Annotated in this window: 6 protein-coding genes; all 6 read left to right on the top strand. The window is 43.1% G+C overall.

What is annotated here, in order from left to right; all coding sequences use genetic code 11:
* Positions 1–298 precede the first annotated feature (298 nt).
* Entirely contained in the window at positions 299–2683 is a 2385-nt protein-coding gene (locus KTO63_RS18850) for an ABC transporter permease (protein ID WP_217793238.1), read from the top strand.
* 189 nt (positions 2684–2872) lie between these two features.
* Entirely contained in the window at positions 2873–3877 is a 1005-nt protein-coding gene (locus KTO63_RS18845; RefSeq protein WP_232373251.1) for a family 43 glycosylhydrolase, read from the top strand.
* 14 nt (positions 3878–3891) lie between these two features.
* Positions 3892–5037, top strand: coding sequence for a glycoside hydrolase family 88/105 protein (locus KTO63_RS18840; RefSeq protein WP_217793236.1), 1146 nt, complete (start codon positions 3892–3894; stop codon positions 5035–5037).
* A gap of 412 nt (positions 5038–5449) precedes the next feature.
* Positions 5450–9517: a hybrid sensor histidine kinase/response regulator transcription factor gene (locus KTO63_RS18835; RefSeq protein ID WP_217793234.1), complete on the top strand. Its 4068-nt coding sequence runs from the start codon at positions 5450–5452 to the stop codon at positions 9515–9517.
* A 187-nt stretch (positions 9518–9704) separates the two neighbouring features.
* Positions 9705–12728: a SusC/RagA family TonB-linked outer membrane protein gene (locus KTO63_RS18830; RefSeq protein WP_217793232.1), complete on the top strand. Its 3024-nt coding sequence runs from the start codon at positions 9705–9707 to the stop codon at positions 12726–12728.
* Positions 12729–12822: 94 nt separating this feature from the next.
* Complete coding sequence (locus tag KTO63_RS18825) at positions 12823–14448, top strand: RagB/SusD family nutrient uptake outer membrane protein (RefSeq protein ID WP_217793230.1); 1626 nt, start codon at positions 12823–12825, stop codon at positions 14446–14448.
* The last annotated feature ends 182 nt before the right edge of the window (positions 14449–14630 follow it).

Genomic DNA, 14630 nt, shown 5'->3' with positions numbered 1-14630 from the left:
ATGACACTGATTGGAATGATTTGCGCTGATCTTTTACAAGTTGAATAACTGAGTAACTGAATAACCGAGAACACGCCCGACCTTGCATTTCAGTTATTCAGTTATTCAATTATTCAATTATTGATCCGTGTAGATCAGCTCAATCAGTGTCATCTGCGTGCTCTCTCGTGTACCAAAACCGTACACTTTTTGTATCGGAATCAAACATGCGCTATGTGCCGATAACTGCTAAACCTTTGATAATACTGAAGAAATATTTCTGGCATATTATTATCTTTTGCTTTGCAAACAATACTCAATGCTTAGAAATTCTTTTAAAACAGCTTTTCGCAACATCACCAGGCAAAAGGCTTTTTCTTTTATAAATATTTCAGGGCTGGCATTGAGCCTTACCGCGGTTTGGATCATTTCATTGTACATCGCTGATGAATTAAGCTATGATCGCTACCACCAAAATGCAGGAAGAATTTTCAGACTCGTTTCTCACGGATGGTGGGGCGAAGAGAAATTTGACATAACAGGTACGTCAGGATTATCGGCTGCAGCTTTCAGAAAAGATTTTCCGGAAGTGGAAGATGCTGTAAGAATCGATCCCGAAGGCGGTGGCATACTCACTTACAATGACAAAACAATTAAAGAAGGGAATATCTTTTTTACTGATCCTTCTTTCTTCGATGTATTTACTTATCATTTCATCGCCGGCGGCACAAATGCACTAAAAGATCCTAACGCCATTGTGCTCACAAAAACACTCGCGGCAAAATTGTTTGGTGATCCAACAGCAGCGATCAACAAAACAGTTTACATAGATAAAAGTCCGGTGAATGTGGCAGCGGTTATAGAAGACGTTCCCGCAAATTCACATTTTACATTTAATGCACTGCGCCCATTTTCTCCTGATTACAAAGGGGATTGGAGCAATCTTAGCATTTACTCATACTTCCTTTTAAAGAAGAATGCAGACATAGAAAAGCTGCGTGCAAAAATGCCGGCATTTGTTACAAAATATCTTACAATCAATGCCCAGAACATTCATTTCAATCTTGAACTGCAACCATTAACGTCCATACATCTTCGCTCTCATTTAATGTATGAGTTGGGCGGGAACCACGATATAAAATACATCTATGTTTTGTCCATTGTTGGTTTGCTCATTCTGATCATCGCTTTGATCAACTATGTCAATATCACCACGGCCCGTGCATCCGTGCGCCTGCGTGAAGTGGCGGTCAGGCGAATAGTAGGTTCCAGTAAAAATAATCTCGTTAGTTTATTTCTTGCAGAGTCCATCAGCATGATCATTACCGCTGCGTTTATCAGTGTGGTATTGATAGCGTTGCTAATGCCTCTGATCAATGATGTTACAGGAAAAACGTTATCGGTATGGAGATTCGGTTTGCCTGCAAGCATTTTCTATCTCCTATGTTTTACACTGATCGCAGGACTTATTGGGGGCCTATATCCGGCGTTGTTTTTATCGCGCTTCAAAGCGATTCCTGCTTTGAAAAATCAATTGGGCGATGTGAAAGGGCAGGTCGTTTTCAGAAAAACATTGGTACTCTTTCAGTTTGCCGTTACGGTAGTTTTAATAACATCATCGCTCGTTATTTATTTACAGCTTCGCTATGTCAGCAATACAGACCTCGGCTTCAATAAAAATCAAATGATGACCTTTCATATTGATTCAAGGGATGTGAGAGGAAAAGTATCCGCACTTCGCGAAGCCTTATTGCAAAATCCAAATGTGAAAGCAGTTGCGTCTGCAGGCAATCCGATTGGTAATAATAACATTGGCATGGAAGATTACAGTGTTGAAAAAAATGGTGTCTTCGAAGATCGCAGCAATCTCGCCAATGGCCTAACAATCGATCCTGATTTTATTCCTGCTATGCAAATACATTTGAAAGAAGGACGAAATTTTTCGAAAAACATAGCTTCCGATAGTAATGATATAATTGTGAACGAAGCCTTTCTTCAGCGCCAGGGCTGGACAAGTGGCGTCGGTAAAAGGATTTCCAGGGGCAAAGATTCAACGGGTAAAATTACTGCGGCAAACATTATTGGTGTTGTAAAAGATTATCACATTTATTCTTTGCAGCACAAAATAGAACCGATGATCATGCAGCTGCCAAAGAATGCAATGGAAAGCGATAACATGTATGTCCGTTTAAATGAAAGCAACCTCTCGCAATCTTTGGTTGACGTGGAGAAAACATTCAGAAAGTTTGACCCCTCGGCGACGTTCGACTATCAGTTCCTCGATAAAAATTTCCTCGCACAATACCAGGCCGAGCAAAAGCAGGGGCAAATATTGCTAGCCTTTACCATCTTAACTATTTGCATCGCATGTCTTGGTTTGTTTGGTTTGATCACATTCACCGTTGGCCAGCGGGTAAAAGAAATTGGTGTAAGAAAAGTGCTGGGTGCCAGCGTCGGCAGCATCACCATGTTGCTCACAGGAAGTCTGTTGAAAATTATCATGCTCTCCATGCTGGTAGCAGTTCCATTCTCCTGGTTCATGATGAATAAGTGGCTGCAGGATTTTGCCTACCGCATCCAGCTAAACTGGTGGATCTTCGTGGTGTCCGGATTTATAGCCATTATTATAGCAGTTTTCACACTTGGCTTCCAGGCCTTCAAGGCCGCCATCGCCAACCCGGCGAAGAGCTTGAGGACTGAATAACTGAGTAACTGAATAACTGAACGTTTATATTCAGGCAGGGTCTTTGACTTTGAACCTTCAGTTATTCAGTTAATCAGTTATTCAGTTATTAAAATGCCCCCCTTTTTAGCAGGATTTACCCCCTGTATAAAACCTCCTGTAAGGCTACTTTCGTTTTGCTAAAAGTCTTTCCTTCAATCATTTATTATTATGAAAGATAAAACGAATGCTTGCCGCCCGGGCAACAAATACATTCTGTTAATGGTGGCAATCATTGTATTGCTTACCTCTGCGACCGCACAAAAAAAGATCAATCCCGGTGAAGTTTGGCCGGATGATAAAGGCAATCACATCCAGGCACACGGAGGCGGTATTGTAAAAATTGACAAATATTATTACTGGTATGGTGAACAGCGAAGGCAAGGTTTGGATACCGGCCTTCGCTACGTTAGTTGTTATCGTTCAAAAGATTTGGCGAGCTGGCAGTTCATGGGAGATGCGCTACAGCTTTCCGACCCCGAGCATCTCGGTAGTAACTGGGTATTGGAGAGGCCAAAAGTTTATTTCAACAGGAAAACGAAAACCTATGTGATGTACTTTCATTTGGATGATGCCCGCTACAAATTGGCGAGGGTAGGCGTTGCAACGAGTAACAAACCCGAAGGACCATTTACATACCGTGAAAGTTTTCGTCCGCTGGAAAAAGAAAGCAGGGACATCGGCCAGTTCATCGATGATGATGGAACCGCTTATCTCGTTTTCGAAAGTTGGCCCACTAAGGGATTCTTCATCGCCAGGTTGTCCGATGATTATCTGAAAGTGGAAAAAGAAGTTTGTTTGATCAATGCCCCATTGGAAGGTGGCGCTATCGTGCATTATAAAGGATTGTATTATGCCATTGGTTCTGCACTCACCGGCTGGAACCCCAACCCGAATAAATACGCAACTGCAAAATCGCTCGAAGGCCCATGGTCGGAATTTAAAGATATTGCGCCGCCTGAAACCAATACCTACAGCTCGCAATCAACCATGATGCTCAAAGTGGAAGGAACAAAAGATACTACGGTAATTTTTATGGCCGATCAGTGGAAACCCAAAACACAGTGGGACTCACGCTACCTGTGGATGCCGCTTCAAACTGGTGATGGCAAGTTGTGGCTGCCGGAACCCAAGCCGTGGTCAATTGATATTAAAACCGGTAAGGTGCAATTTTAAAACACAATTTTACTATGAAACGATTTGCAAGCCTCAGTTTATTCATACTCACAGGATCGCTGTTTTTTCTTTCCTGTAAGACACAAAAAAACACAAAGCAATTTGACAGCAGTTCAAAAGAAGTGTTGGATATTATCAATCTGGTAAACGATAAATGGCAATCGACGCACGCGCCTGAACAGCGGTCATTTTGGGATGTAGCGGCTTACCAGACAGGCAATATGGAAGCATATGCGATTACAAAAAATGAAAAGTACAGGCAGTATGCGGAAACCTGGGCGAGCTACAACAACTGGAAAGGTGCAACTTCTGATGATACAACGGAGTGGAAATATTCATACGGTGAAAAGCCTGACTTTGTGTTGTTCGGCGATTGGCAATGTTGCTTTCAAACCTATGTTGATCTATATAATTTGGAAAAAGATGAAAAGAAAATAGCCCGGGCAAAACAGGTGATGGAATATGAAATGGCCACCTCAAAAAATGATTATTGGTGGTGGGCAGATGGACTGTACATGGTAATGCCCGTGATGGTGAAGTTGCACAAGGTGACACAAAATCCTCAGTATCTCAACAAGATGCACGAATATTTTGAGTACGCCAATTCCATCATGTACGATTCCACCGAGAAGCTTTACTACCGCGATGCCCGCTATGTTTTTCCGGCGCACAAAACCGTGAATGAAAAAAAAGATTTTTGGGCAAGAGGAAACGGATGGGTTTTCGCAGCGCTTGCAAAAGTGTTGAAAGACTTACCTGTAAATGATGCACATAGAAGCGAATACATCGCAAAATTTACCGGCATGGCAAAAGCGTTAAAAACTTTGCAACAGCCTGATGGCTACTGGTCAAGAAGCCTGCAGGATGCGGAACATGCACCGGGACCTGAAACCAGTGGTACTGCATTTTTTACCTATGGTTTAATATGGGGGATGAATAACGGCTATCTCGATAAAAACGAATTTTTACCCGTTGTAAAAAAATCATGGACATATCTGTCTAAAACTGCCATGCAGCAAGATGGAAAGATTGGTTATGTGCAACCAATAGGAGACAGGGCCATTCCCGGTCAGGTGGTGGACAAAAATTCAACTGCAAACTTCGGTGTGGGAGCGTTCTTGCTGGCTGCCTGTGAAATATATAGATACTTGGGTAAGTAGGCTTCTGGCCGACTGCGTCGTTTTTTTAACCGCAAAGGGCGCAAAGAAGTTTAGTTTCAAAATATTGGTGCAACATGCAAGAGCGCAAAGGAAACGAAGAGTGTTGAACATTAAGACACTCTTCGTTTCCTTTGCGCTCTTGTGACTTGCTATTCATTTCGCTGTAAACTACTCTCCGTTCTTTGCGGTTAATGTCGGAGAGTCCGCGAGACCTGACAGGTTTTAAAACCTGTCAGGTCTGGTGCAGCAATGCAACATTAATACCAGTTGCATAACGTGATGACATCGAATTCCTGCGCGTAATATTTTTTTCAACAAAAGTGGGTAAATACTTGATAAGTTTTTCTGAAAAAGCTAATTTAATTGTACGATTCACACTTATTTGCGGACAATAAGGATCACAAAACTAACGATGCTGATAAGAAAGACTTTTTTGCTGGTATATTTACTGGCTTTCTGCGCCATATTAGAAGCCAAAGATTTGCCCATTCGCTATTTAGGAATAGAGCAGGGGCTCTCCAATAACGTCATCACAACCATCTACCAGGACCACCGCGGTTTTATGTGGATCGGAACGTATGATGGCCTCAATCGCTTCGACGGATATAATTTTAAAGTTTTCAGGAACATCATTGGCGATAGTACTTCTTTGTCTACCAACAACGTGTTGTCCATTTGCGATGATGGCAAAAATAACATCTGGGTTGGTACGCAAAACGGACTCAATATTTTTAGCCAGCACAACGAAACTTTCTCCAACCCAATTTATCTCGTTCATGGAAATGGTGCCCAGCAACACTTGCAGGGCGAGGTGCTTTCCATTCTAAACATAAAGGATCAACTGGTGTTGGTGGGCACACGCACCAATGGTCTCATTGTTTTCAAGGGTGCATGGCACCCTGGTATCCAGCTGCCACTAAAGGTTGGCGGCAAAGAGGAGTGGAACTATCAAGTGCACGCCATCAGGTATGACGAGGCAAGGCAAAGGATTTGGCTCTCCATAAAAGGGAAAGGCATTTTTTTATTTGATATCAAAACAAATGAAATAGTGCGGGTGAGTTCGGAGGTAATACAGGCGAACGTGATGGAGATTGACAAGCAGGGAAATTTATGGTTGGGAACAAACAGCGACCTGGTTTATTACAATGCCAACACGCAGGAACTTTCATACAACCATCTTCCGCTGAGCACGACGGTTACCAGTTTGTGTTTTGATAAAAAAGAAGCATTGTGGATCGGTACGGATGGTGCCGGTGTTTTTGAATTGCCTGCAAATGCAAGGACGGCCACGTCTTTCAAATCTTCCAATGGAACAGAACTGATAAACAGCAACTCAGTATATTCCGTTTGTTGCGATAAAAATGATCGCAAATGGATTGGTACACTGCGCGGTGGCATTAACCTTGTGGAATGCAGTGAGCCGTTTTTTGAACATGTAGTGTACAAAGGAAATGTTCCAAGTAAGGTAGATAATTTCATTCTTTCATTCTGTGAAGATGGGCAACATAACGTGTATATAGGCACAGATGGCGCGGGTTTGCGCTATTGGGACCGTCGTCGCAACAGTTATGTCACCTACAAAAGCGATCCTGCAAATGGCAGTTCTATCAGCAGCAATTTCATAACCAATATCATTAAAGACGACCAGCAGGATATCTGGATATCTACGTGGTTCGGTGGTGTAAACAGGCTCAGGAAAAACAGCAATCGCTTTGAGCGTTTCGAATTATATAATCCCAACACCAACAGCCGCGAACCAAATGCATGGCTCGTGTACCAGGATGCACAGAAAAATATTTGGGCCGGCACTACCAACGATGGAAGTCTTTATCTTTTTAACAAGAAAGAAAACAAGTTTGAAATATTTGATCCTTCCATTGCCAATCTTCAAACCATTGCAGAAGACAAGCAGGGAAATATGTGGGCGGGCAATTATACCTCGCTCATCAAGATTGACAGGATAAACAAAAAGCACCAGGTGTATGCAATTGGCCATCCTGTTCGTTGCATAAGGGAAGATTCAAAGGGCCGCTTCTGGCTGGGCACACAGGATGGAGGATTGTTACTGTTTGATCGTGCAACAGGAAATTTTAAACGCTTCACCACTTCAGAAGGCTTGCCAAGCAACACCATTCTTCGTATGCTGGAAGATAAGAGCGGTAACCTGTGGATGAGCACTTACAACGGCCTTGTGAAGTTTGATCCCAACACTTATGCCTGTAACAATTTCTCGCAATCGGATGGATTGCAAAGTAACCAGTTCAGCTTCAATGGCGGGCTGGCGCTGTCTTCCGGCGAGTTCATTTTTGGTGGCATCAACGGCTTTAATATTTTTTATCCTGATAGTGTAGTTGTTCGCAAAGACAACACCAACATTTTTTTAACCAGTGTGCGAGTTGACAACAAACCGGCGCAAGGTGACGCATCCTCTGCAGAAGTGGATGGTCAAACCATCCGGCAGATCACTTTGCCATTTGATCGCTCTTCTCTGTCACTTGATTTTATAGCACTCGATTATTCAACGTCCGACAAGATCCGGTATGCATACATGCTGCAAGGTTGGGACAAAGGCTGGAACTATGTAAACAAAGGAAGAACAGCCAACTACTCGCGACTGCTTGAAGGCAAGTATGTTTTCCTGGTAAAAACATCCAATGCTGATGGAAGTTGGAGCAGTGCTACAAAATTGTTGCAGGTGATCATACTGCCGCCGTGGTACAGAACATGGTGGGCCTATTCACTTTTTGTATTGATCGCCGCAGCCATGATTTTCGCTTACATCACCTATGCACGCAGACAGGAGCGACTTAAATACGAAATCAAACTGGCGCATGTAAAGAATGAACAGGATAAAATAATGGCGGAAAAGAAACTGTCATTCTTTACCAACATTTCACATGAGTTCAGAACACCATTGTCGCTCATCATCAATCCGATTAAAGAAAAGCTGGACGAAGCACCGGATTTTGCATTAACCATTGCGTACAGAAATGCAAGGAGAATGTTGAGTTTGGTGGATCAGTTATTGCTTTTCCGCAAAGCAGACAGCGGCGAGGACATGCTAAAAATTACGCCGGTCAATCTGCAAATGTTGTGCGATGGCGTTTATCAATGCTTCATACAGCAGGCAAAAGCAAAGCAAATACAATATCAGTTCAATGCTCCGAACACACCCATTAATATATGTGTGGACGTGGAGAAAATAGAAATTGCCATTTTTAACTTGTTGTCCAACGCTTTCAAATTCACGCCGGAAAAAGGCTCCATCACATTTACCATTGAAGAGGAAAACGACAACGTAATTATTACCATAACAGACAGCGGTTGCGGTATTGCAAAAAGCGATCAGGCGAAGATTTTCGAGAAGTTTGCGCAAGCGGCAGATGCCGTTACTCATAAATCCGGATTCGGCATTGGTCTTTACCTGGTCAAGCATTTTGTAGAAGCACATAAAGGAAGCATCAAAATCAGCAGCGAGATAAACAGCGGGTCGTCATTTTCCATACAATTGAAAAAAGGAAAACAGCACCTGCCCGTTGTTGCACAACCTGTTGCAGAAACCAATAATAACCAATTGCTGGAAGAGCTGGCGGCGGGAAATGACGACAAGTTCACCGAAACACTGGCAGAAGAAATGCCTGCTTCCGGAAAAACAGTGACGGAAGTAATCACAGAAAAACGTTCCATTTTGTTGGTGGATGATAGTCGCGACGTTCGAAATTATCTGAAGCTTTTGTTTAACGACAAATACATTTTGTACATGGCCGATGATGGGGTAGAAGGTTTGGCGCTTGCCGACGAGCATTTGCCCGACCTCATCATCAGCGACATTAACATGACCGAAATGGATGGTCTTGAATTGTGCGCCAAGATCAAACAGTCATCCAGGCTCAATCACATACCGGTAATTTTGCTCACCGCTTCCACAGATGCCGCCGTTCGCTTGAAAGGCATCGAAGGCGGGGCGGACGACTACATCACCAAACCTTTTGACAAAGATCTGCTCACTGCCAGGGTAGAAACGATCCTGCGCAATCGCAGTCAACTGCAACAATATTTCTTCGACAACATCACCTTGCGCACATCCTCTGTAAAAGTATCTGCGGAATACCAGGACTTTTTGCAGCGATGCATTGAAGTAGTGGAGAATAATCTCGATGCAGATGATTTCAACATGAAAAAATTTGCGCGGGCAATGGGAATGAGTCACTCCAGGTTGTACCAAAAAATTAAAGCCATCTCCGGCCAGTCACCCAATGCATTTATCCGGTCGATCCGTTTACGTAGAGCCGCCGTGTTAATGTTGACCGGCGACATGAACATCACGCAGTCAGCAAATTATGTTGGCATTGGTGATGCCCGTTATTTCCGCGAACAATTTGTAAAGCTGTTCGGGGTAATACCGTCCGAGTATATCAGGAAATACCGCCACACTTTCAATAATACGTATAACACGATCAAAATCAAAGGGAAGGCATAGCGGATGAAGGGTGGGTATTTTCAAAATTGTGATTTTACCCACCCTTTTTAAAAGTTTTACCCCCCGTCTCAGGATTGTTTCAAAACTAATATTACAGTACCAAACAGGGTCATAGGATTGCTTGCAAACATTTTTCAGGTGGGTGCAAATTCCTGCGATCTGATTGCTCACCAAACAAAAACGTTATATGAAAAAAGACCACTGCCTTCACCGGCAGACCAAACTGCTGCTATTGCTAATAGCCTGCTTTTTATTTGCTGCTCCGTTTTCTTACGCTCAAAATGCTACACTCTCGATTGCCGGAAGAGTAGCAGATTCCAAAAACCTTCCGATCACTGGTGCTACTGTTGCTGTCGAGGGAAGCAAAGCCGCAACTGCTACAGACGCCAACGGTGCCTTTAAGATCAATGCAGCCAAAGGTGCTGTTTTACACATTACAGCCATAGGCTACCAGGAATTCAAAGTGAAAGTGGAAAGCGATAAATCACTTTCCGTTATCATGAAAGAGGACGATGCAAAAATGATGAACGACGTAGTAGTGGTGGGTTATGGTACACAAAAAAGATCAGACGTAACCGGTGCAGTGGTTTCTGTGCCTAAAGCCAGGCTATCCGAGTTGCCGGTGACCAACGTGTACCAGGCGATACAAGGTGTTGTGGCTGGTATGAATGTTACTTCCGGATCATCTGTTCCGGGTTCAACACCCTCTGTGAATATACGCGGCCAAAACTCAGTGAATGCAAGTACAGAGCCATTTGTGGTGGTAGATGGTGTTCCGTTAACCAAAACCGGCGGTTCTATTAATGATATTAACCCGAATGATATTGCTTCGGTTGAAATTTTGAAAGACGCTTCTGCCGTTGCTATTTATGGAGTGAATGGTTCAAGTGGCGTAATTCTTATTACCACAAAAAGAGGAGGAAGCGGTAAAGCGCAGATCCGCTATAATGGATATTACGGTACAGAAGATATCGCTCACATTCTTAAACCAAGAGAAGGTGCTTCTTATGTGCAAAAATGGAAAGACTATAACGCACAATCCGGGTTAACTCCGCAGTACGATGTACCAAATATCGCCGAGCTTCCATACTACAACTCTGGTCAGACCACTGACTGGATGGATGTGGTAACCAGACAAGGTATCATACAAGATCACAACCTTAGCATTTCCGGAGGAAACAAAGATGTGAAGTATTATGTTTCTGGTGACTACCTGAATGAGAAAGGTCCGTTGATCGGATTCAACTATAAAAGAGTAAGTATCCGTTCTAACCTCGATATTAATATCACCGATTTTCTTACCGTGGGTACTTCTCTGTTCTTTGCCAACAATAACTATGATGGTGGCCGCATCAATATGCTGAATGCAACGGCGATGAGCCCTTATGCACAAGTAACAGACGCAAACGGTCAATACATTATCTATCCAATGTATGCAGAATTGCTGTACACCAACCCGATGTTGCCTCAGTACACCGACCAGGTTAACCGTAGCACGAATGTGAATGGCAACGGCTATGCGGAAATAAAATTCCCGGGCGCATTGAAAGGTTTGAAATTCAGACTGAACGGTGCTTACACGTATTTGCCTACACTGGCAGGTAGCTACGTTGGCCGTATGGCAAACGACCTGAATGGAACCGCCAGCAAAACAAATACACAAACAAGAAGCTACATTGTAGAAAATATCCTGAGTTATACAAAAGACTTTGGCAAGCACCATATCGATTTCACAGGCTTGTACAGTGCACAACAAAAGTTGTTCGACTCAACAAGAGGTGGTGCAGTAGGTTTCATCAACGACCAATTGTCGTTTAACAACCTTGGAGCTGGTGCTACTCAAACTTCTGCTTCGTTCGCGAACCAATACAGGATCAATTCTCAAATGGCACGTGTAAATTATAGCTACGACAGCCGTTATATGATCACTGCTACTGTAAGAAGAGATGGTTCTTCCTTAATGGGTGCAAATACTGATAAATACGGTGTTTTCCCATCTGTTGGCTTTGGATGGAACATCAGCAATGAAAAATTTATGAAAGGCCTGCAAGCCATCAATAGCCTTAAACTGAGAGGTTCATATGGTAAAACAGGTAATGAAGCAATTCCGGGTCCTTACCAGACAATTACAAAAGATAAATTGGCAAGATATCCATTCAATGGATTGGTTTCAACAGGTGTGGTGGCTGACAACCTCGGTAACAGCAACCTGCATTGGGAAACTACTAAAGGCCTGAACCTTGGTATTGACTTCGCTGTGCTGAACAGCCGCATCAGTGGTTCAATTGATGCCTATCACACCCAAACAGACGGTATCATTCTAAACCGCAACATTCCTGTTATGACTGGCTTTACATCGGTGTATGACAACATCGGTAAACTTGACAACAAGGGTTTTGAAGTAACATTGAACACGAAAAATATTGTTACCAATGATTTCCGTTGGGAAAGCATCATCAACTTCTCTCGTAACAAAAACAAATGGGTTGATATTTATGGAGATGGAAAAAGTGATGTGGGTAACAAATGGTTCATAGGTCAACCAGTGGGCATCATTTACGACTACCAGATGACAGGTATCTGGCAGGAAGGGGAAGATGCTTCCAAACAAGATCCATCAGCAAAACCAGGCTTCATCAAATTTGCCGATATCAATCACGATGGAAAAATTACTGCTGACAGCGACCGCGTTGTACAGGGACAAACAGCTCCAAAATGGCTGGGTGGTTTTACCAATACTTTCCATTACAAAAATTTCCACCTGAGCATCTTCTTGCAAACGGTACAGGGCGTTACAAAAAATGACAACGACCTGAACTATGTAGATGAGTCTGGCCGTCGTAATACACCGCAAGAAGTGGGTTACTGGACTGCAGCAAACAAGAGCCAGGAGTTTCCTGCGCTTACAACCGCTGCCAACACAGGAAGACGTGGTTACGCTTATCCAAGAGATGCGAGCTACACAAGATTAAAAGACATTACACTCAGCTATACTTTTTCACAAAGACTGGTAGATAAACTGAAATTGGGAAGCGTAACAGCTTATGCCAGTGGAAGAAACCTTTACACATGGACAAAATGGATCGGCTGGGATCCTGAAAACAACGTAGCACTAAGAGGTACAGGTACAGACGGTACGCTTGGTTCATGGACAAACAACTATCCAACCATCCGTTCATTTGTGTTTGGTTTAAATGTTTCATTAAAATAATTCTACCATTTTATAAAGACGCACAAATACATTCATGATGAAGAAGAAAAGAGAACAAAGAACATTCATGGATAGTGCGATAAATATATTCGATATGAAAAAAATTATTGTCATAATCTTCATTGCTTTTGCAGGGCTGCTCACTTTCTCGTCCTGCAGCAAGAGCTGGCTGGATGAAAAACCAATGTCAGCCTACAGTCCAACAACACTAAGCGATTCACTCGGATTCGAAGCCTCTGCAACAGGTTTATACAACAGCCTTGCAGCCTATCTCTGCTGGTCCAACAACCAGGGATGGTTATGCGTGTGGCAGGTAGGTACCGATATCGCTTATAGCGGCCAACCGGAAGGAATCGAAACGCCATACTACAACTACACTTTGCTTAACTCAACAGATGGTGCATCAAACCGCGTGTGGACATGGTGCTACCAAACTATCAACAACTGTAACGTGATCATTGCAAACGTTGAAAGTCCTTCGTTAAAAGGAATGACCGAAGCCAGCAAAAAAGCGATAGATGGAGAAGCTCGTTTCTTCAGGGCATATTGCTACAATCAACTGGTACAGTGTTTTGGTAAAGTTCCATTGGTAACAAAACCAATCACTACTCCAAAAACTGATTTCACACGCGCTTCCGTAGATTCAATCAATGCGCTGCTTGTAGAGGACCTTTCATTTGGCGCAACCAACCTGCCCGACATTGAAGCTGTAAAAAGCAATTCAAAAGGAAAACTATATGGCCGTGCAAATAAATACCAGGCAATGCAATTGCTGGCGGAAACTTATCTGCGCATGAATAAAAATGACCTCGCAGAACAACAGGCGCAAGCCATTATTAACAGTGGTCAGTTCAGCCTTACCAGCAAACGTTATGGTATTAACACAGGAAGAGCCGGAGATTACTACTCCGATATGTTCCAGTATGGTAACGAACGTCGTGTGCAAGGTAACAAGGAAGCGCTCTGGGTTTTGGAGCAGGAGAATCCTTCCTCTGTAGCAGGAGGTAACGTGGATAACGCCCAACAACGCCGTGTGTGGGTGGCTGCTTACTATGCTATTTCAGGAATGAAGATTTGTGATTCACTGGGTGGAAGAGGGCTTGCACGTTTGCGTTTGAACAACTGGTTCCTGTATGGTTTGTATCCGTCTGGTGATATGAGAAATTCTCAATTCAACATTCACAGAACATTAATCTATAACGATCCGGCTTTCCCTGCAACTTATGGCAAACCGGTGCCACTTAACAATGCAGATACGATCTTCAGAACCTGCCCGTATTCTACCAAATGGGGTTTCTATGATCCTAAAGATGATTTTGGATATGCAACACTCAAAGACTTTATCTTAATGCGTTTGGGCGAAACATATTTGTTACTCGCCGAAGCGCAGATCAAACAAGGTAAAACAACAGATGCTGCAAATTCAATCAATGCATTGCGCACAAGAGCACAAGCTCCACAGGTAAGTGCTGCTGATATGACAATGGACTTCCTGCTTGACGAGCGTGCGAGAGAACTGGTAGGTGAAGAAAACAGGCGTTTGACATTGACTCGTACGGGCACACTTGTTGACAGAGCTTTGAAATATAACGCTGTTGCAAATCCTGCAACATATTCCATCAAAGGGCTTACGACAACAAACCTTTTGATGCCAATTCCACAGAGCCAGATCGATCTTAACAAAGATGCGAAACTGGAACAAAACCCTGGATATAACTAATAGACAAAATACATTGGCAGCAGCAACAAACTGCTGCCAATTTTTCAAATGATTGTTTAGTAACGAAATGCTGAATGCTCATTAATGCCCTACGGGCAAAAAAGGATGGATTGCTGGTGTTTCTATTGATATTTTTTCCCTACGGGAAATGGTGATTGTATAATCGTCAACATAAATAGGAG

This window comes from Pinibacter aurantiacus (assembly GCF_019130065.1).
GTDB classification, from domain to species: domain Bacteria; phylum Bacteroidota; class Bacteroidia; order Chitinophagales; family Chitinophagaceae; genus Pinibacter; species Pinibacter aurantiacus.
Note: the sequence above shows the minus strand (reverse complement) of the source record. Positions and strands in the feature narration are given on the sequence as shown.